Source organism: Rugamonas brunnea (assembly GCF_014042345.1).
GTDB lineage: Bacteria > Pseudomonadota > Gammaproteobacteria > Burkholderiales > Burkholderiaceae_D > Rugamonas > Rugamonas brunnea.
In genome coordinates this window covers 1-18,405 of the sequence record NZ_JACEZT010000011.1, presented here as the reverse complement: position 1 = coordinate 18,405, position 18,405 = coordinate 1, and the positions used below count along the sequence as shown (strand labels likewise).

The 18,405-nt window shown below is 63.7% G+C and carries 19 protein-coding genes; 12 read left to right on the top strand and 7 right to left on the bottom strand.

Annotated elements, in window-relative coordinates; all coding sequences use genetic code 11:
• Window positions 1–131: 131 nt before the first annotated feature.
• From H3H37_RS16660 to fusA, 4 genes are all read left to right on the top strand, one after another.
• Window positions 132–1,055 carry a class I SAM-dependent methyltransferase gene (locus H3H37_RS16660; RefSeq protein ID WP_182164521.1) on the top strand — a complete coding sequence of 308 codons (924 nt, stop codon included), beginning with the start codon at window positions 132–134 and terminating at the stop codon, window positions 1,053–1,055.
• Between the two features lie 79 nt (window positions 1,056–1,134).
• Window positions 1,135–1,392, top strand: a complete 258-nt coding sequence (locus tag H3H37_RS16655) for a hypothetical protein (protein ID WP_182164519.1) — start codon at window positions 1,135–1,137, stop codon at window positions 1,390–1,392.
• Window positions 1,393–1,525: 133 nt separating this feature from the next.
• Window positions 1,526–1,726, top strand: a complete 201-nt coding sequence (locus H3H37_RS16650; protein WP_182164517.1) for a hypothetical protein — start codon at window positions 1,526–1,528, stop codon at window positions 1,724–1,726.
• Window positions 1,727–1,846: 120 nt separating this feature from the next.
• Window positions 1,847–3,958 carry an elongation factor G gene (gene fusA, locus H3H37_RS16645; protein ID WP_182164515.1) on the top strand — a complete coding sequence of 704 codons (2,112 nt, stop codon included), beginning with the start codon at window positions 1,847–1,849 and terminating at the stop codon, window positions 3,956–3,958.
• Window positions 3,959–4,014: 56 nt separating this feature from the next.
• Here fusA and H3H37_RS16640 read toward each other — a convergent pair whose 3' ends face one another.
• Entirely contained in the window at window positions 4,015–4,524 is a 510-nt protein-coding gene (locus H3H37_RS16640) for a hypothetical protein (protein WP_375540009.1), read from the bottom strand.
• Between the two features lie 157 nt (window positions 4,525–4,681).
• Between H3H37_RS16640 and H3H37_RS16635 the strand changes: the two genes are divergently transcribed.
• The gene (locus tag H3H37_RS16635) at window positions 4,682–5,506 is read left to right on the top strand and encodes a M48 family metallopeptidase (protein WP_182164513.1); all 825 of its coding nucleotides are present in this window, start codon (window positions 4,682–4,684) and stop codon (window positions 5,504–5,506) included.
• A 20-nt stretch (window positions 5,507–5,526) separates the two neighbouring features.
• On the opposite strand, the gene H3H37_RS16630 is transcribed toward H3H37_RS16635, so the two are convergent.
• Window positions 5,527–6,600: an acyltransferase family protein gene (locus H3H37_RS16630; RefSeq protein WP_182164511.1), complete on the bottom strand. Its 1,074-nt coding sequence runs from the start codon at window positions 6,598–6,600 to the stop codon at window positions 5,527–5,529.
• Window positions 6,601–6,629: 29 nt separating this feature from the next.
• Window positions 6,630–7,850, bottom strand: coding sequence for a DUF5009 domain-containing protein (locus H3H37_RS16625; RefSeq protein WP_182164509.1), 1,221 nt, complete (start codon window positions 7,848–7,850; stop codon window positions 6,630–6,632).
• A 177-nt stretch (window positions 7,851–8,027) separates the two neighbouring features.
• Here H3H37_RS16625 and H3H37_RS16620 point away from each other — a divergent pair, with 177 nt between their 5' ends.
• The 3 genes from H3H37_RS16620 to H3H37_RS16610 are packed head-to-tail and all read left to right on the top strand — an operon-like array spanning window position 8,028 to window position 11,510.
• Window positions 8,028–8,684: a response regulator transcription factor gene (locus tag H3H37_RS16620; RefSeq protein WP_182164507.1), complete on the top strand. Its 657-nt coding sequence runs from the start codon at window positions 8,028–8,030 to the stop codon at window positions 8,682–8,684.
• Complete coding sequence (locus H3H37_RS16615) at window positions 8,681–10,054, top strand: sensor histidine kinase (RefSeq protein ID WP_182164505.1); 1,374 nt, start codon at window positions 8,681–8,683, stop codon at window positions 10,052–10,054. Before H3H37_RS16620 ends, H3H37_RS16615 begins: the two co-directional genes overlap by 4 nt.
• Window positions 10,055–10,112: 58 nt before the next feature.
• Window positions 10,113–11,510 carry a DUF2799 domain-containing protein gene (locus H3H37_RS16610; RefSeq protein ID WP_182164503.1) on the top strand — a complete coding sequence of 466 codons (1,398 nt, stop codon included), beginning with the start codon at window positions 10,113–10,115 and terminating at the stop codon, window positions 11,508–11,510.
• A 13-nt stretch (window positions 11,511–11,523) separates the two neighbouring features.
• On the opposite strand, the gene H3H37_RS16605 is transcribed toward H3H37_RS16610, so the two are convergent.
• Window positions 11,524–12,366: a class I SAM-dependent methyltransferase gene (locus H3H37_RS16605; protein WP_182164501.1), complete on the bottom strand. Its 843-nt coding sequence runs from the start codon at window positions 12,364–12,366 to the stop codon at window positions 11,524–11,526.
• A 42-nt stretch (window positions 12,367–12,408) separates the two neighbouring features.
• A complete protein-coding gene (locus H3H37_RS16600) occupies window positions 12,409–13,308 on the bottom strand; it encodes a LysR family transcriptional regulator (protein WP_182164499.1) in 900 nt (299 codons plus the stop codon).
• A gap of 105 nt (window positions 13,309–13,413) precedes the next feature.
• On the opposite strand from H3H37_RS16600, the gene H3H37_RS16595 reads away from it, so the two are divergent.
• The 3 genes from H3H37_RS16595 to H3H37_RS16585 all read left to right on the top strand — a co-directional run bounded on the left by H3H37_RS16595 (window position 13,414) and on the right by H3H37_RS16585 (window position 14,732).
• Window positions 13,414–13,941, top strand: coding sequence for a DinB family protein (locus H3H37_RS16595; RefSeq protein ID WP_182164497.1), 528 nt, complete (start codon window positions 13,414–13,416; stop codon window positions 13,939–13,941).
• A 60-nt stretch (window positions 13,942–14,001) separates the two neighbouring features.
• Window positions 14,002–14,424: a carboxymuconolactone decarboxylase family protein gene (locus H3H37_RS16590; protein ID WP_182164495.1), complete on the top strand. Its 423-nt coding sequence runs from the start codon at window positions 14,002–14,004 to the stop codon at window positions 14,422–14,424.
• Between the two features lie 62 nt (window positions 14,425–14,486).
• Window positions 14,487–14,732, top strand: coding sequence for a hypothetical protein (locus tag H3H37_RS16585; RefSeq protein WP_182164493.1), 246 nt, complete (start codon window positions 14,487–14,489; stop codon window positions 14,730–14,732).
• A gap of 83 nt (window positions 14,733–14,815) precedes the next feature.
• Here H3H37_RS16585 and H3H37_RS16580 read toward each other — a convergent pair whose 3' ends face one another.
• Window positions 14,816–15,823, bottom strand: coding sequence for a tyrosine-type recombinase/integrase (locus H3H37_RS16580; protein ID WP_182164491.1), 1,008 nt, complete (start codon window positions 15,821–15,823; stop codon window positions 14,816–14,818).
• 185 nt (window positions 15,824–16,008) lie between these two features.
• On the opposite strand from H3H37_RS16580, the gene H3H37_RS16575 reads away from it, so the two are divergent.
• Window positions 16,009–17,061 carry a DNA-binding protein gene (locus H3H37_RS16575; RefSeq protein ID WP_182164489.1) on the top strand — a complete coding sequence of 351 codons (1,053 nt, stop codon included), beginning with the start codon at window positions 16,009–16,011 and terminating at the stop codon, window positions 17,059–17,061.
• A 58-nt stretch (window positions 17,062–17,119) separates the two neighbouring features.
• Here H3H37_RS16575 and H3H37_RS16570 read toward each other — a convergent pair whose 3' ends face one another.
• Window positions 17,120–18,223, bottom strand: a complete 1,104-nt coding sequence (locus H3H37_RS16570) for a heavy metal sensor histidine kinase (protein ID WP_182164487.1) — start codon at window positions 18,221–18,223, stop codon at window positions 17,120–17,122.
• Window positions 18,224–18,405: the final 182 nt, after the last annotated feature.

Sequence of the window (18,405 nt, the reverse complement as noted above, 5' to 3'; positions counted from 1 at the left end):
CGTTCCGCATGACACAAGCGGCGAATTGACGGGTGTTTCCCGCTCAGCTCGCCGCTTGGCCTCGCAGCAAGCTTGACGATAATGGTCCCGCCGTATTGACGATCTGCAATACGATCCAACAAGGGACAACCATGCTCAACGAACGCGAAATCGAAAGCTGCTATCTGGGGCAATTCATCCCCGTCCACTACCATCACAATATGCTGATGGATCAAAACCGCATGCATGGTTTCAAGTCGGCCATCGACTATGCGGTCAAGCCGGGCGCCAAGGTGCTGGAACTGGGCGGCGGCACGGGTGTGCTGTCGTGGTTCGCGGCCGCCAAGGCGGACAAGGTGTATTGCGTCGAATTCAATCCGGACATGGTCAAGGAGGCGCGCAAGATGCTGGCCTTGAACGCCAATGGCCACAAGGTCGAGGTGATCCATGCCGACGCCTTCGAATACCTGCCGCCGGAACCGGTCGACGTGGTGATCTGCGAAATGATCCATGTCGGCATGCTGCGCGAAAAGCAGGTGGAAGTGATCGAATCGTTCAAGCGCCGCTATGCCGCGCGCTTCGGCGGCCCGCTGCCTGTGTTTCTGCCGGAGGCCGTGATCATGGCCGTGCAGCCCTTGCAGCAGGAATATGATTTTGAAGGGTTTTATGCGCCCATCGTGCAGTTCCAGGAGACCACGGCCATCCATACCGGCACGGTGGAAATGGCGCAGCCAGCCGTGTACAGCATCATCGATTTCAGCCAGCCCAATGACTTGATCTACAACTGGCAGGGCAAATTCGTGGTCGAAAAAGGCGGGCAGATCAATGCGATGCGCTTCGTCACCAAGAACATCCTGGCCGTGGTCAGCGAACGCAATACCACCATCGACTGGCTTAACCACTACATGACGCTGCCACTGGCCGTTCCCGTGCGCGCCTGCGAGGGCGATGTGCTGCAACTGAGTTTCCAGTACCGTGCGGGCGGCTCCATTCCGTCCCTGCAAGCATCGATGCAGGCCGAGATCCTGTATGAGGCCGCCCATCAGCCGGCCCAGTTCATCCCGGCCTACGCCTGATCGGGCACGCCGCGGCCCCCGGCACGCGCCGGGGAGCTTATACTTCGTCTTTCACACTTGATATGCAAGACGAACCGATATGGAACAGCAGGAAAAAGTCGACCAGCGCTACCTGGTACAGCAAAATAAAATCAGCGATGGCGAGACCAAGCCACCTGTTTTCGCCAAGGTCATGCGCAGCAAGACCGGCGTGTTCGAGGGCGTGTCCTTCATCAAATCGAAGGACAAGGCGACCGTGATGACGATCGCCGAGGCCAACCAGGCCATCGAATGGGCGACGAAGAAGAAGCCGAACGCCCGTGAATACGTCACCAAGATCATCTGCGTGGGCCAGTAATTTTCACGGCTTATCCTCCGATTCCCGCCATTCGTCGCGGCTGGCCGCAGCCGGTCGGATGGCGTTTGCCCATGCCCCGCCCGTGGCATACAGTGACGGCTCCTGCTTGTAGTCTGCCTGAGGGAGTGCCGTCATGCTGAGTTTCATCCTGTGGTTGGTGTTGCTGGTCCTGTGCTGGCCGCTGGCTTTGCTGGCGCTGTTCGTGTATCCCATCGTCTGGTTGCTGATGTTGCCGTTCCGTCTGGTGGGCATCGGCGTGGAAGCCGTCTTCGAGCTGTTGCGCGCCATCGTCATGCTGCCGGCCCGCATCCTGCGCGGCCCGGTGGGGCGGTAAGCGGCCCATCTGCGCCGGCTCTTGAAATTGCGGCCCCGCGCCATACTTCCGTTCTCCATTGCTGTTAGAATTTAAGCACGACTTCGCCGTCGTCGGCAGTCGTCGTTCAAGGAGAATGTGATGACCCGCAAGACACCTATCGAGCGTTACCGCAACATCGGCATCAGCGCCCACATCGACGCCGGCAAGACCACGACCACCGAGCGTATCCTGTTTTATACGGGCGTCAACTACAAGATCGGCGAGGTGCATGAGGGTGCCGCGACGATGGACTGGATGGAGCAGGAGCAGGAGCGCGGCATCACCATCACGTCCGCCGCCACCACGGCCTTCTGGAAAGGCATGGCGGGCAATTTCCCCGAACACCGCATCAACATCATCGACACGCCCGGCCACGTCGATTTCACGATTGAAGTGGAGCGCTCGATGCGGGTGCTGGACGGCGCCGTCATGGTGTACGACGCCGTGGGCGGCGTGCAGCCGCAGTCCGAAACCGTCTGGCGCCAGGCTAACAAGTATGGTGTGCCGCGCATCGCCTTCGTCAACAAGATGGACCGGGTGGGCGCCGACTTTTTCCGCGTGCGCCAGCAGATCGCCGACCGCCTGAAGGGTGTCGCCGTGCCGATCCAGATCCCGCTGGGCGCGGAGGACAACTTCCACGGCGTGGTGGACCTCGTTAAAATGCGGGCCATTAACTGGGACGACGCCAGCCTGGGTGTCAAGTTCACCTACGAGGATATTCCCGCCCACCTGCAGGCCCTGGCGGCCGAGTGGCGCGAGAAGATGGTGGAGGCGGCGGCCGAAGCGACCCCGGAGCTGATCGAAAAATACCTGAACGGCGAGCCGTTGACGGAGGAGGAGATCAAGTCCGGCCTGCGCCAGCGCACCATCCGCAACGAAATCGTGCCCATGCTGGCCGGGAGCGCCTTCAAGAACCGGGGCGTGCAGGCCATGCTCGACGCGGTGGTCGAATACCTGCCGTCGCCGCTGGACGTGCCGGCCATCGCCGGCCATGACGTGCACGACAACCTGATCGAACGTCATCCGTCGGACGCCGATCCGTTCTCCGCGCTCGCCTTCAAGATCATGACCGACCCGTTCGTGGGCCAGCTGACCTTCTTCAGGGTCTATTCCGGCGTGGTCAATTCGGGCGACACCGTGTTCAACCCGACCAAGGGCCAGCGCGAGCGCCTGGGCCGCATCCTGCAGATGCACGCCAACGAGCGCAAGGAGATCAAGGAGGTGTATGCGGGCGACATCGCGGCCGCCGTCGGCCTGAAGTCGGTGACCACCGGCGATACCTTGTGCGCGCCCGACCACATCATCGTGCTGGAGAAGATGTCCTTCCCCGAGCCCGTGATTTCGCAGGCCGTGGAGCCGAAGACCAAGGCCGACCAGGAGAAGATGGGCATCGCCCTGAGCCGGCTGGCGCAGGAAGACCCGTCGTTCCGGGTACGCACGGACGAGGAATCGGGCCAGACCATCATGTCCGGCATGGGCGAACTGCACCTCGAAATCCTGGTCGATCGCATGCGCCGCGAGTTCGGCGTGGAGGCCACGGTGGGCAAGCCGCAAGTGGCCTACCGCGAGACGATACGCAAGTCGGTGCAGGACATCGAGGGCAAATTCATCAAGCAATCTGGCGGCCGGGGCCAGTACGGCCACGTGGTGCTGTCGCTGGAACCGCTCGCGCCAGGCAAGGGCTATGAGTTCGTCGACGCGATCAAGGGCGGCGTGGTGCCGCGCGAATTCATCCCGGCCGTGGACAAGGGCGTGCAGGAGACGCTGCAAAACGGCGTGCTGGCCGGCTACCCTGTGGTGGACGTGAAGGTGACGCTGACCTTCGGCTCGTACCACGACGTCGACTCGAACGAGAACGCGTTCCGCATGGCCGGTTCGATCGCCTTCAAGGACGGCATGAAGCGGGCCGACCCCATCCTGCTGGAACCGATGATGCACGTGGAAGTGGAAACGCCGGAGGAATTCATGGGCAACGCCATGGGCGACCTGACGGCGCGGCGCGGCATGGTGCAGGGCATGGACGAGATCCCCGGCGGTGGTGGCAAGATCATCCGCGCGCTGGTGCCGCTGGCCGAGATGTTCGGTTATTCGACCACGCTGCGCTCACTGACCCAGGGCCGGGCCACGTACACGATGGAGTTCCAGCACTACGCGGCGGTGCCGCCGCACATCCTGGACCAGGTGGCCGTCTCGTCGCGCGCGCGGCACTGAAGTATGCGGGCGTAAGCGGCGGGCACGGGGCAGCGCCCCATGCCCGCCGGTGGTCTTTACTCGAACACTTTCAGCTTCAGCTGGACTGAGATGGCGCCGTACAAGCGGTCCTTGTAGGTCGGTACGATCGCCACGTTCACACCCACGCTTTTGTATTCGGCGCTCAGGGTGGGGATGGCGGCCAGGAACCAGCCGCCGTTCCGCATCTTGGGATAACCATTGAAGCCGCCGGCCACGGCGCCCAGCCGCACCGGTCCTAACGCGAACGGCTGGTAGTACACGCCCGCATAATTCGAGTAGAATCGGTCGCTGTTGTAGAAGCGGCCCACCGTCACGGATGCGACGGTCGAAAAGCGGTATTCGGCGCCAAAACCGGGATTGCTGTCGTTCAGGTGCTTGTCGCGCTGGAAGTGGTAGGAGTAGAAGCCGGGATTCAACCACACTTCTTTGAGTGGTTTGTTCTCGATGGTCGTGAACAGATCGTCGGCGTGGGCCGGCAGGGCGCCGGCCAGCAGCATGGCGGCGCAGGCGAGGCGGCAGGCACGAAGGCCAGGGGTAAGTGTCATCGTCAAACTTTCGTCCTGTTGGCGGAATGCGGCTGATTATAGCCAATTGGGGAAAGATCAGACACCGGCGTGATAGCCGCGCCATGGCTTTGATCTGCCTTAGCTGGCGCGGAATTTCCAGGCGGAAAATGTGATCTCCTTCCTTCGGAGATACGCCATGAAACCTGCTCATCTGCGCCGCCACCTGCAACTTGCCGCCGTGGCCGCCACCATTTTGCTTGCCGCCTGCGCCAGCACCACCAAGCCGGGCGTGGTCGGCGTCCAGCGCCAGCAATTGCTGCTCGTGTCAGCGGACACCGTCGAGCGCATGGCGCTCGTCAACTACACGCAGCAAAACCAGAAAGCCAAGGCGGCCGGCCGGCTGGTTGCCAGCGGGTCGGAATTCGAGCGCCTCAAGCGCGTGGCCGGCCGGCTGGAAAAGCAGGTCGGCGTCTTCCGCGACGACGCCATGAAATGGAACTGGCAAGTGACGCTGATCGATGCGCCGATCCTTAATGCCTCCTGTGGCCCCGGTGGCAAGATCACCTTCTACACCGGGCTGATACGCCAGCTCAAGCTCAATGACGATGAAATCGCTGTCATCATGGGCCACGAGATCGCCCACGCGCTGCGCGAGCATGGGCGCGAGCAGGTGTCCAAGGCGTACGCCCAGAACGCGCTGACCCAGGCCGCACTGACGGCGGCGCCGGATAGCGCGGCCCAGATCGAGGCCGCTAATCAGGTGGCCCACTACCTGTACGAGCTGCCCAACTCACGCCAGAACGAATCGGAGGCCGATGGCATGGGACTGGAACTGGCGGCGCGGGCCGGCTACAACCCGAACGCCGCCATCGCTGTCTGGAAGAAGATGAACGCGGCCAGCAACGGCAAGCAGCCGGCCGAGTTCCTATCCACCCACCCGTCCAATGACACCCGCATCGCCGACCTCGGGGCCTTGATGCCCAAGGTGGCGCCGCTGTATGAGGCGAGCCGCAAGAACTGAGGGCAGACAGCGGATGGCCGCTAGACCGTAATGCGCCATCCGCGCTTTTCGAAACCGTGCATGGCCAGCCAGAACAGGCCGGTGAAGACGGCGGCGAACAGCAGCGACGGCAGGAATGGCCCCATCAACGGCGTGAGCGGCGCGCGGAACATGCTGTTGTAGAGGGGCGCCATCGCGCCGCTGCCCTCCAGCACACAGGTCGCCAGCCATGCGCCGGCGTAGGCGGCAATGGCATTGATGCCCAGGCAGCGGCCCAGGTCCGGCCAGCCCTGGCGGTCGATCAGCCAGTGGCCGACTCCCACGGCCAGCATGCCCAGTCCGGCCATCCACAGCACGAACGAGGATGTCCAGAGCTGTTTGTTCAATGGCAGCACGAGCGACCATAGGCCGCCGATGGCCAGTGCGGCCAAGCCTCCCCACAGCAGCGCGCGCAGGTTCCGGGCACGCAACCACGCGCCCGCACGCATGCCCAGCAAGGTGGTCGCCAGTGCGGGCAGGGTGCTGAGCACTCCTTCCGGGTCGCGCGCGAGGCCCGTCGCCGGATTGAACTGGTAGGCCAGACGCCCCAGCAATGCGGTGTCGATACGGTCGGCCAGGTTCACATCGGGCAGCAGCGGTCCACCCGCCGTGAGCAGCGCCCAATAGCCAAGCAGGATGGCTGCCACAATGGCCCACTGGGCGCGCGCCTTGGGCACGTAGATGACCAGCAGGCCGGCCAGGGCGAAACAGATGCCTATCCTTTGCAGCACACCAAGCAGGCGGAAGTCCCGGCCGGGCAGGAGCAGCGCGGCCGCGCCATGCAGCGCAAGGCCGAGCAGGAAGATGCGGGCGCCGCGCACCAGGACAGCCCGCGCCATCGGCCGGGCCGGTGCGCCTGCGTCGATCTTCGCACCCAGCGCCAGCTGGATCGAGATGCCGACGATGAGCAGGAAGAACGGAAAAATGAAGTCAGCCGGTGTGGCGCCGTGCCAGTCGGCGTGTTCCAGCCAAGGGTAGACATGGGACCAGTCGCCGGCGTCGTTCACCAGCAGCATGGCGGCAACGGTCAAGCCACGCAGGGCGTCGATGGAGGAAATTCGGGAAGCTGGCAGCATAGGCATTTGAATGGCAGGTGGTGGAAGGATTACAGGCGCAGCGTGATGTGCATACGGACCAGCACAGGGATCGCCGCGACGACGGCGCAGGCATAAGCGAAAGCCGCCAGCATGCCCGGCCAGCCCGCGCCGAACGCGGGCGGCAGCGCCAGGTGGAAGTACTGGCTCAGCGCATAGACGATGTAGGGCACGATGTAGGCCAGCAGCGGATTGGCGGCGGCAGGCCGGAGCAGCGCGATCCAGCGCTGCACGCCGCGCAGGTCCACCAGCCAGTACAGGAAGCCAAAGACGATCACGCAGATGGCGGCGCTGTACAAGGCCCAGGTTGGCGTGGCGGCGATTTTCGAGATGTGAAAATGGGGACGTAATACATATCCTGTGGCCAGCAGGCCGGCGACCAGCAGCAGCGCGTGCCGGTAACGCCGCACCGTGTCCTGACGCTGACCACCGTCCAGGAAAATGCGCGTGGTGAGCACGCCGCACAACACGATGGCCGCATGCACGGCGTTGCCAGCCTGCCCGGCCAGCAGAGAGGCGCCTCCCGCCTGTGCCACGCAGTAGAAAGCGATGCAGGCGGCCAGCGCTGCGGCCAGCATCGCCATCCTGTCGCGCGCCGCCAGGGTCAACAGGCTGGCGATCAGGTAAGCCCACCCGATCAGGCCCAGGATACCCCACCATTGGGGTGCCAGGCGGTCCATGCCGTCGGCTCCGCCCCGATACAGCAAGCCGAGCACCAGCAGCATCAGCGCGCCTGCCAGACGCAGCGCGGCGCCGTGTCCACGAGGGCGCTTAGACTGGCCGTTCCAGACCAGCAGCGCAGCCGCGTAGAACGCGAGCGACCACAGATGGATGGACATGCCCATGGCCGCCTCGTTATAGCCACCTTCCGCGTTGACCATGAACACGCCCAGCACCAGCAAGCCTAGCGTGCGTGCCGCGCTATGCTGCGCCAGCCGCCAGGTTGTATCGCCGGCCGCCCGGCGCCGCGCCACAGCGATCGGAATCGACATGCCGACAATGAACAGGAACGCGGGAAAGACGACATCGGCCACCGTCATCGCATCCACGCCGGCCGGCGCGTGGTCCAGCCAGGCGGGGACGCCGCGCACCCCGGCCAGCGCATTCACGAAGATCATGAGCACGATGGTCAGTCCCCGGAACGCATCGAGCGCCAGTACGCGCGGCGCGGGCGTGTCCGCCGGGGCGGGAGACTGCTGGACAGACTGGCGTAGTGGTGTGGCGGATGGCACCTGTGCTCCTAGACTCGCATCGCTGCGTGGTTGACCCGACCCGGTATTATCCCTACTCTTTCTAAACGCCCGCGCAACGCAACCTTAAGTTCTCCTATAGTTTTGCGCGGCCACCCCGTTGACAGGCGGGGATGAAAGTGCGTACATAGCCGCCTTCTGACGAAAGTGGAAAAGCACATGAAAATATGCCTGCTCGAAGATGACCTGGAACTCGGCAAGGCCCTGCAATCGTCGCTGCAAGACGAAGGCCTGGACGTGCTCTGGTTGCGGCGTGCAGCCGATGCGCGCCAGCGTATCGCCGACGAGCCGTTCGACGCGGTGCTGCTCGACCTGGGCCTGCCGGACGGGAATGGGGTGGACCTGCTGCGCCAGTTGCGCGTCGGCGGCAAGACGCTGCCCATCCTCATCATCACGGCACGCGACAGCCTGGAGGATAGGCTGTTGGGCCTGGACCGTGGCGCCGACGACTACCTGGTCAAGCCATTCGCCGTGTCCGAACTGCTGGCGCGGTTGCGCGCGGTGGTGCGGCGCGCCACCGGCTGGAACGAGGCCGGGGACATGGTCTGGAAGATCAAGGATCTCGCACTGGATGAGCGGCGTCGCGTGCTGACCCGCGGCGGCGTTGGCGTGGAGCTGTCCAAGACGGAATTTGCATTGCTGCTGGCGCTGATGCGCTATCCCGAACGGGTGCTGACCCGGCGCGAGCTGGAATCGCGCGCGCTGCCGCAGGGCGAGGGGCAGACCCTGGACGTGCACATGTCGCACCTGCGGCAAAAGATCGGCGACGGCTACATCCGCACCGTGCGTGGCGTCGGCTACGTGATCGACAAATGAACGCGCTGCCCGAACGCTCGCTGTTCCGCCGCCTGCTGCTGGGATTCTGTGGCGTGGTGCTGGCCATCTGGCTGGCCAATCTGGCGTGGGACATCCACGAAACAGGCACCACCAAGCGGCGCGACATGCAGCGCGAACTGCGCGCCAGCGCCTTGCGCATCCTGGTCCTGATGCAGACGGTCGGCCCCCGTCCGCCTGAGGAAATCCATCCGCTGGTGCGCAAGATGGAGGAACTGCACTACGCGCTGTACCGGGAACTGGGTTGGTACGTGCCGGCCCTGCAGACGCAGGTATGGCGGGGCGGCCAGTTGGTCTACACCTCTGGCGATGTCATTCCGCCCGCAACGGCGCCGGAGCGCGTCGCGCTGCCTGACGGCTGGGTGGCCGCCGTTGAAACAGACCCCGCCACCGGCGTCACGGTGCGCATGGCCACCCAGGTGATCGGCGAATGGCTGCTGCAGACGTCCAGCATCGGCTATTATCTCGCGCCCTTGTTATTCAGCCTGCCGTTCCTGCTGCTGCCGGCGTGGTACATCATCCGTGTCGGCCTGCGGCCGCTGCGCAGCATTGTTGCCGAGATCGAGGAACGCTCGGCCACCGACCTGAGGCCATTGGCGCCGTCGCCATACCGGGAGTTGTCCCCGCTGGTGGGCTCCGTGAATCGGCTGATGCGGCGGCTGGTTGAGCGACTGGAGCGGGAACAGGAATTCCTGGCCGATGCGGCCCATGAACTGAAAACGCCGTTGTCCATCATCCAGATCAACGCGGAGTCGCTGGCCCACGCCCACACCCCGCAGCGCGTGCAGGAAGCGGGCGAAGGCTTGCGCCAGGGTGTGCGACGGGCGACCCACACCGTCCACCAGCTGCTGGCGCTGGCGAGGTCCGGTCCTGACAGCGAGGCTGCGCCCATGCAGCCACTCGACCTGGTGCAACTGGTGTGCGACCGTCTGGCGCTCGCTGGCCAGCTCGCGGCGGCGCGCCATATCGAGATCGAATTGCAGGCGCCGGACCTGTGTGCCATGTGCCTGCATCGCGAAAGCATGGCGGCACTGATCGACAACGTGGTGGGCAACGCGGTCAAGTATTCGCCCGAAGGCGGCCGGGTGGCGGTGGCCATCGACGCCAACGGTGGCTTGATCACACTGACGGTGCGCGATGAAGGCCCCGGCATTGCGCCGGCATTGCAGCAAAAAGTGTTCGAGCGTTTCTACCGCTTGCCGGACCAGGACCAGCCGGGCAGTGGCCTGGGCCTGGCCATCGCGGAGCGGGCCGCGATCCGCAACCGGGGCAGCATCATGCTGGCCAATCGCGACGACGGGCCGGGCCTGTGCGTGCACGTGACGTTCGATGTGACCATGGCCAGCGGGTGATGTTTTCTACAAGGTAATTCCTCTATAATCAGGCGGCCAACAACCCTGACCTGACACCATGATCCGTCTACCGCGCTGGAGCACCCCGCTGATCCTCACTTTGCCGCTGCTGTTGGGCGGCTGCCAGGCCACCATGGAGCGCATCGCCGACTGCAAGGCCGGCGACTGGAACACCATCGGCCACAAGGATGGCGCGGCTGGCGAGGTCCAGGACTACGCCGAACGCAAGGATTTTTGCGACAGCCATGATGGCGGCAAAGGGCAGGGCGACGCGGCGGCCGGCTATCTGGCTGGCTGGGCGCAGGGTAACTGGGACTTCTGGTCCGCGCGCGGCGTGGGCGACGGCCGCCAGGCGCTGCCGCAATCCACATACGAACGGCACGTGGCGAGCGAGGACGTGCAAAAGCGGCATACGCCACTCAATCGTCCGGCCTACGACGCGGGCTGGATGATCGGGAATAGCGATTACTGGAACGGCCAGGGCAAGCGCGATGGCACGGACGGCAAGCCCGCATCGTCCAGGGACGCGGCGCGCGACCGCGCCGCGCAGCAAGGGCTGCGCTTTGACGATGCCAGCTACGCGAGCGGCTGGCAGACCGGCAACCGCACCTTCTGGCAGGACGCCGGCTTCACCGATGCGCGCAATGGCGTGCCCGACACCGGCCTGAAGGCGCGCGCAGCCGCCGCCCGCGCGGCGGGCGTGCAAGTGCAGGAGGAGGCGTATCGCGCCGCCTGGAATGCGGAAATCGTCAACTACTGGAAAAACCTGGGCACGCAGGACGCCGTTTCGGGCAAGGACTTCAACATGCGCCGCGCCGAGGCGCGCGCCAAGGGACTGAAGATTTATGAGGCCGAATATCGCCAGAGCTGGGAGAATCGTCTCGCAGACTACTGGCGCAAGGCGGGCCAGGATGACGGCTATGGCCGCCCGTTCCAGTTGGAAGATCGCATGGCGAATGCCGCGCGTGATGGCGTGTTTGTGATTCCGCGCACGCGTGAACTGTACACGGCGGCGTGGGACGAACAGAACGCCCGCTACTGCAATCCCGACAGCGCGTTCGACCTGGGACGGCGCGGCGCCGGCATGGCGTTCGAGGTGTGCCGCGACCCGGTGCGCAACCAGATGAAGCGCGCCTATTTGAGCGGCCAGGATTATGAAGTGGCGGCGGCAAAATACAACCGTGCCGCAGGCGACGTGGACGAGCTTTCCGGCCGTGTGCGCGAGGCGCGCGCGCGCCTGGGCCGTATCGAGCGCGATATCCGCGCCAATCTCGATAACAAAGACCGACCCGTGAACGACGAGACCCAGAAACAGGATCGCCGGCGCGAGCAGGAACGGCGCGACGTGGCGGAATACCTGCAGCGTACCGAGCGCCAGCTGGACGACGCGCGGCGCTGGGCCGAGCGCCACCAGCAGCAAATGGAGCGGCTGCGGCGCGATATTTACCTGAACTGAGCGAAGTTCAGGTTTATCTGGCGCGTGCGCCGACCATCCAGCAGGCCGCCGTGAAGCGTGCCTCGTCTCCCCGCACGAATGGCTGGAACGCATCGCGCAGTGCGGCTTCGACCTCGGCGCGCTTGTCCTCGTTCTCCTTCTGGAGCAGCTGGCCCACGGGGCCCAGCAGAGTCGCGTAGCGTAGCAGCTCGCGCGCGGGCAGCGTGCATTCCTCGTCGGCGGGACGGATGTCGATCTCTCCCCAACCCGCCTGTTCAAGTATGCGCGTAATCTGTGCGCGGTCGGCCATCCCGAACTGGCCAGGTTCGCCGGGACGGCGTGGCGGCAGCGCGGGCAGCAAGGGTGCCGCCGCACGTTCGGCCGTTGTCATGAACGGATTCTCTTCGGCCGAACGCCATGCGATAAAGCGCAGCGCGCCATCGGTTACGGTGGCGCGGCGCAAGTTGGCGAAGGCACGCACAGGGTCGTCGAAGAACATCACGCCCATGCGCGAGACGACCATATCGAAGCTGGCGGCGGCGAATGGCCAGGTCTGGGCATCGGCCTCGATGAAGTCGGCCGTCAGCGCCTGTTGCGCGGCGCGGGCGCGGGCCAGCGCGATCATCGGTTGCGAAATATCGACCCCGGTGCAAGCCACCTGTTCGCCCAACTGGCGGGCGATGGCCAGCGTGGTGGCGCCGGTTCCACAGCCAATATCGAGCACGGAGCGTGGCCGCTGTTCGCAGACGGCGTCCAGCAGCAGGCGCTCGAACGGCGCGAGCATCGCATCGAGTTGGACCTGGAGTTCAACCCAGGCCTTGCCAGCCGCGCCGTTCCAGCGCATGTCCTGGTCGTGGTTCGCTTTGTCACCGTGCATGGCGGACTCTCCTCAAAATGGTGTGTCCGTCATTCTGCCTGATTATGGCGGCGGCGCGAGCGCGAATTGCGCAACGAGGAAATCGATCAGAACCCGCACGCGATGCGACAGATGGCGTCCCGGCGGATAAATGGCATACAGGCTGCCCGATGCCAGCGTGTAACCGGTCAGCAGCGGCACCAGCGCACCGCGTTCAATCAGCTCGCGTGAAATGAAGGCCGGCACCGCGGCGATGCCCAGGCCTGCGGCGGCGGCCGTGATGACCGCCTCGCCATTGTTGACCTTCAAGCGCACGGCTGGCCGGGCCAAATAGCTGCCGCCGCCGGGCAGCGCATAGTTCCAGTACACCGATTCCGGCGCGTTGGAGGAGACCAGTCCGTCGTGCGATTCCAGGTCCTGCGGCGTGATGGGCGTGCCGCGTTGCGCCAGATAGTCCGGCGACGCGCATGTCACGCGGCCCATGTCGGTCAGCTTGCGCGCGACCAGCCGCGAATCGCTGAGCGTGCCGGCGCGGATGGCGATGTCGTAGCCTTCATTGACGATATCGACGAAGCGGTCCGACAGGCTCAAGTCCAGCGTCAGGCCCGGATGCAGCCGCAGAAACTGGCTGATGTGCGGCATCAGCACCAGGTTGGTAAAGCTGACGGGTGCAGACATGCGTATCGTGCCGAACAGATCGGCGCTGGCATCGGTGACCGTCAGTTCAGCTTCATCGAGGTCGGCCATGATGCGCGCGGCGCGTTCATAGAATGCCTTGCCCGCTTCCGTGACGCTGAGCCCGGCGGTGGAGCGCACCAGCAAGCGCGCCTTGAGCCTGTCTTCCAGGTCGTTCATGCGCCGGCTGACGGCGGACTTGACGATGCCCAGCTTTTCCGCCGCCCGGGTGATGCTGCCCGCGTTGACCACCGCAACGAAGGTACTGATTTCATCGAGTCTGCTCACATGTTCTCCTATCGAGCACAAGATGTTGCCATTTAACTGGCTTCCGCGCTGTAGTGTGCACACCTATGATGACATACATCATCAACTATTTACAGGGTATTCATCATGAACGACCACGAACGCTTCCTGTCGCTGTTCAACCAACAAGTAACGCTGAGCCTGAACACACTGGAGCAGATCCCCGCCGGGCTGTGGACCAGTATCCCGGCCGATTCGGAAACGAATTACCTGGGCCAGCGCATCAGCCGCATCACGATCGCGGCCCTGGCAGGCCATCTGATGCGTGCCGAGTATTACTGGACCACCACCCTGAGCAAGCTGGCCCCGGGCGAGGAAATGGTGCCGCCGGTAGGCATTCCGATGCTGGAACTGGCCGACGCTGGCCAGCCACTGGTCAACCAGTACCGCCAGGTGCTTGAGCACAACCTCAACCGGCTGCGCGCCCTGTCCCCGCAGCAACTGGCGACCGAGTTCACCTTCATCGGCCGCCGCTACACGGTACAGGGTTTCCTGTGGGCGATCTACGCGCACCACAGCTACCACTACGGCCAGATCGACTTGCTGCTGCGCCAGCAATCGTACTTGCCGCCGGAGTTCCTGGAATTGCCAGAGCTTGGTCGCCTGATCGCCTGAGCCGCGCCTTGCATGGAACAGTTACCCTTCGCCCCAACGGCTAACCCAGAGGTGTTACAGATGACAACCGCCAAAGACTCCACTCCCGACGCCATCCACGCGTCCTATCAACAGTTGCTCGGTTCCGTGCCCGACATGGTTTCGCAGCGCCAGCGCCTGGCCCGCGCCACCGGCCGCATCGCCGCCGTGGCGGCGATCGAGGAATTCCGCGATGAACTGATCCATCGCAATCCCCTCGACAGGCGTACCCAGCAGTTGGTGCACTTCGCCATGCTGATCGCGCGCGGCGAAGCGGCGCCGGCACGCCTGCATGCGGCGGGCGCCGTCAAGGCGGGCGCCAGCCTCACGGACTTGCAGGGCGTCGTCGAAACGGCCGCGGTCGTGTGCGGCATGCCGGGAGCGGGGCTGGCCGTGGAGGTGATCGCCTCCCTCGGCCTGATCCCGTCCATGGATGACACGACAGCTGGCGATACGGAAAGATAAGTCAGTCCCGCACATCGGGCTGCCCGCCCTGAAATTTAGTCTACTAACCTGGTACAAGCACAATGTTGAAGAAGAAACTGGTCGTGATTGGCGGTGGTTCGGCCGGCCACAAGATCGCCTATTTGTTGCAGGACACCCTGGATGTGACCCTGGTCGATCCTAAAACATATTTTGAAGTGCCAATGGCGTTGCCGCGCCTGCTGGTTGAGCCGAACGCGCTATCCGCGCAGATACGGTATCAGGACTTCCTGCCAGGCGTGCGCCACGTACAGAGGGTCAGCCGGGATAAGGCCAGTAATAGCACATAAGCGTAAAAGTTATAAGCAATCGACTTTTTATACGCTCCGTGGTAACTTCAGAAGCTCCGTTGGCCAAGTCGCATTACTACACGTCACTTGGCCCGTGGACGCAGCAAACTGCCGGCAGCATTTTCCTCAAACCGGCCAGCCTCCTCGATGTAACCCTGGACGGTGCCGTCGTGGCGCCAGCCACCTTGCCGCTTGATGTCGCGGAAGTTTGCCCCGGCTCGGTACGCGCTGGTGGCCATACCGCGCCGCAGGCTATGACTAGACAGCTGCGGCACATAGCCCAGCCCCGCGTCTCGCGCGCGACGCTCCAGGATTGCGTTGACGCTCGCCGAGTTGAGCGCATCGGAGCCCACCTCATCCCATCGTGTCACGGACCTGAATAGCGGCCCCGCCTCGATATTTGCAACATCAAGCCAAGTGCGCAGCGCCGTCGCGGGGCAGCAAAGGCCATCGCCGTAAGGTATCGCCTTGACGATTCCTTGGCCATCCTGATCCGTTTTAGAGCGTGCCAGCGTCGCGACCACACCCTCCGGCTCCCACGCCAGGTCGTCGACGTCCAATCCGACCAGCTCACTGCGCCGGAAGCCACCGAAGTAGCCGACCTGAAGCAGCGCGTTGTCACGCCTGGCGGCCAGCGTATCCAGTCCGGCCAAGTGGGCGACGATCACCGTCAGGTCCTCCACCGGCAACGCCTTGGCTTTCCTTCTCGGTGTGCCGTGTGTGCGCTCGATGCCCACCAGCGTCTTGCGCACGTTGGGCGTCGACGCCGGATCAGGGAATCCCTGGTGCAAGTGCCATTGAGACAGCGCGGTCAGGCGCAGCGCCAACGTGCGCGGATTGAGCGTCGGCGCGTAGGTCAGCAGGTAGCGGACGATGGCGTCCTGGTCGCACGGCAGCAAGCCGCCCCATGCCAGGAAATGCCGGATGGCGGAGCGGTAAGTGCGGCGCGTGTTGTCGGAGGTGGCGGCGGCGAGAAAAGCACGGTGCCGGGCCGACAGCTCGAGGTCGGTCACGGCGACGGTGGCCACGCGTTCGATCGGACCGACGACCGACGCCAGGGGTGTACTGGGAAATTCGCTGGGATCGGGCATGGCGCTGTCGCTCAATGTCGAGGTTTGTACCGGTGATATCGCAGGATACCATGGTGGTTGGCTGGTTCACATGCGATAAGTTACTTTATCGTATGCTTATATCGATAAATTTTTCAAAATTCAGTATCGTAATTTGGAGTAATATAACGTATCACGTATTACATTATCTTATTTAAGGAGCACTTATGGCCCGCGCCGGCATCCTTTATTCACACGTCGCTGCCGCCGCGTCGCGGCTGGCTGGCGAAGGAAAAAATCCGACCGTCGACACGGTCCGGGCGGCGCTGGGCGCCACGGGCAGCAAAAGCACGATTGCACCCATGCTCAAGCGTTGGAAGGAGGAGCACGCCGGGAGCGTCGCCGAGGCGGCCAGCGGCCTTCCGGCCGCGCTCGTGCAGGCCGTCAGGCAGGTCTACGACGGCCTGCGGGCGGATGCGACTGCGCAACTGGAACAGGCGGCCCTGGCCCATGCTGACGCGCTCAAAGCGCTCCAGGTTGAGATGGCGCAGCTGCGCGCACAGGCCAAGACGCTGGGCGTAGAAAGGTCTGCCCTGGCGGCCGATTTGGCCCACGCTCAAGATGAGATGGTGCGGCTGCGGGCGGAACTGCAGACGCAAAGCGTGCTGCTGGCAGGCACCCAGAGCGAGAACACAGGGTTGGCCCAGCGCCTCGCCGACCGGGCCGCCGAGGTGGCCGCCGTCAACCAGCAGCTGACGCACGCGCGCACCCAGTTCGAGCACTACCAGGAGTCGAACGCGGCGCAGCGCACGGAGGAGCGCCAGTCGTTTGAGCGGCGCATCGTGCAGCAGGATCACGAGCTGGGCCAGCTCCGGCAGCAGCTGGAGCTCAAGCAGGTCGCGGCGGCCCAGCACGCCGGCCAGATGTCGCGCGTGATCGAGGAGAACGAGCGCCTGGAACGCGACGCCCAAAGTGCGCAACTGGAACTTGGGCAACTACGTGCCGATCGCGACCGCACCGCGGCCGAAGCGGCGCAATCAGCCGCCGGGCAGATCCTATTGACGACGAAACAAGAGGCCCTGCAGCGTGAATTGAGCGATGCGCACACCACGCTGGCGGTCCGCGAACGAGAAACGGCGCTCGCCGGAGAGCGATTGGCGGACATGGAGCGTCGAGCCGACGCGCTGGCGCAGGAAAGACTTGATCTGCTGCGGCAACAAGCGGCGCTGGAGGCCGAATTGCGCCTTTGCCGCGCCGGAATGGAGCGCCCCGCAGGTTGAGCACTGCCCGGTCCAATCGCCACAACTTTTCTGCGCTCAACCGGGTACCGTTAGTTGCCTAGCCGTCTACTACATGCGCGTGATCGTCGGGATTTGTTTCGTCGCGCATTGTCGGTAGCTCGATCGTAAAGCGGGTCCAATCCCTATCGGATACGACGCTGATCTTACCGCCATGCAGTTCCACGATGGACCGGGTGATCGCCAAGCCCAAGCCCACATTCTCGCTGTTCGCATCCTGACGTGAAGCATCGGCGCGGTAGAGCCGATCGAATATCTTTGACAGGTGTTCTGCCGGTATAACCGTGCCTGGATTGGCGACAGAGATCGTGGCCTGGTGCTCAAGCCCCACGCCGAGTGTGATTTCGACCGCCATCCCTTCCGGTGTGAAACGGATCGCGTTCGATAATAAATTGGACAGGGAGCGTTGAATCATCAAGCGGTCCACGTGGGCTGTCGCCGCGCCTTGTTGAATCAAACGGATGTTGCGCTCACTGGCGAGCGCCTCATAGAAATCGAACAATCGTTCCACCTCCGAACGCAGATCGATCGCCTCGCGGCGCAGAACAAGTAGGCGATTGTCGGCCTTGGCCAGAAACAGCATGTCCGAAATCATGCGCGACAGACGCGCAAATTCCTCCAGGTTCGATTGCAGGTTCGTGCGGTATTCGATGACATCGTTTTCATGGTTTAAGGTCACCTCCGTCTGGACCATCAGATTCTGGATTGGTGTGCGCAATTCGTGGGCGATGTCCGATGAAAATTCCGAGAGTCGCCGAAACGACTCGTCGAGCCGCGCAAGCATCGTGTTAAATGACGATACGAGCACGGTCAACTCCTGCGGTACTCCGGACGTTGGAATGGGTACGTCCAACCGCTGCGCGGATATATTTGCCATCATCGCCGACACCTCATTCAGTGGCGAAAGCCCTTTGCGCACGGCAACCCAGGCAAGCCAGCCCATCGCCAGCGCGGCGAGTATCATGCCAAACCAAAGGAACTCCGTGAACTCGTCCATGAACTCTTGGTCCCTGCTGATGTCGAGCGCGATCGCGACCTTGGCTGCCTGGCGCGTTGGCATGGTGAGTACGATGCGATTGGCAACGATTCGGTAGCTGTGCTTGCCAATTGTCCAGATGGCCGGCTGTGGCTTGCCGATTTCCAAGCCTTGAAGCAAGTGGTTTACGACTACGCTCGGCCCGACGGAAAACAAGACCCTGGGTAATCCCCCCACCAGATGATAGCGTTTGAAAGTAGAATTTTCTCAATTTGATTTTTGAAAGTTCTGCAGCATGAAGACCTCCCGTTTTACCGACAGCCAGATCATCGCCATCCTGAAGCAGGCCG

Bases quoted from the DNA above. Each gene is read 5' to 3' on its own strand.
- H3H37_RS16635 (WP_182164513.1), top strand. From the start codon at position 4,682: ATGAAACCTGCTCATCTGCGCCGCCACCTGCAACTTGCCGCCGTGGCC.
- H3H37_RS16610 (WP_182164503.1), top strand. From the start codon at position 10,113: ATGATCCGTCTACCGCGCTGGAGCACCCCGCTGATCCTCACTTTGCCG.
- H3H37_RS16640 (WP_375540009.1), bottom strand. From the start codon at position 4,524: ATGACACTTACCCCTGGCCTTCGTGCCTGCCGCCTCGCCTGCGCCGCC.
- H3H37_RS16580 (WP_182164491.1), bottom strand. From the start codon at position 15,823: ATGCCCGATCCCAGCGAATTTCCCAGTACACCCCTGGCGTCGGTCGTC.
- H3H37_RS16650 (WP_182164517.1), top strand. From the start codon at position 1,526: ATGCTGAGTTTCATCCTGTGGTTGGTGTTGCTGGTCCTGTGCTGGCCG.
- H3H37_RS16575 (WP_182164489.1), top strand. From the start codon at position 16,009: ATGGCCCGCGCCGGCATCCTTTATTCACACGTCGCTGCCGCCGCGTCG.
- H3H37_RS16595 (WP_182164497.1), top strand. From the start codon at position 13,414: ATGAACGACCACGAACGCTTCCTGTCGCTGTTCAACCAACAAGTAACG.
- H3H37_RS16585 (WP_182164493.1), top strand. From the start codon at position 14,487: ATGTTGAAGAAGAAACTGGTCGTGATTGGCGGTGGTTCGGCCGGCCAC.
- H3H37_RS16655 (WP_182164519.1), top strand. From the start codon at position 1,135: ATGGAACAGCAGGAAAAAGTCGACCAGCGCTACCTGGTACAGCAAAAT.
- H3H37_RS16620 (WP_182164507.1), top strand. From the start codon at position 8,028: ATGAAAATATGCCTGCTCGAAGATGACCTGGAACTCGGCAAGGCCCTG.
- H3H37_RS16605 (WP_182164501.1), bottom strand. From the start codon at position 12,366: ATGCACGGTGACAAAGCGAACCACGACCAGGACATGCGCTGGAACGGC.
- H3H37_RS16590 (WP_182164495.1), top strand. From the start codon at position 14,002: ATGACAACCGCCAAAGACTCCACTCCCGACGCCATCCACGCGTCCTAT.
- H3H37_RS16630 (WP_182164511.1), bottom strand. From the start codon at position 6,600: ATGCTGCCAGCTTCCCGAATTTCCTCCATCGACGCCCTGCGTGGCTTG.
- H3H37_RS16615 (WP_182164505.1), top strand. From the start codon at position 8,681: ATGAACGCGCTGCCCGAACGCTCGCTGTTCCGCCGCCTGCTGCTGGGA.
- fusA (WP_182164515.1), top strand. From the start codon at position 1,847: ATGACCCGCAAGACACCTATCGAGCGTTACCGCAACATCGGCATCAGC.
- H3H37_RS16660 (WP_182164521.1), top strand. From the start codon at position 132: ATGCTCAACGAACGCGAAATCGAAAGCTGCTATCTGGGGCAATTCATC.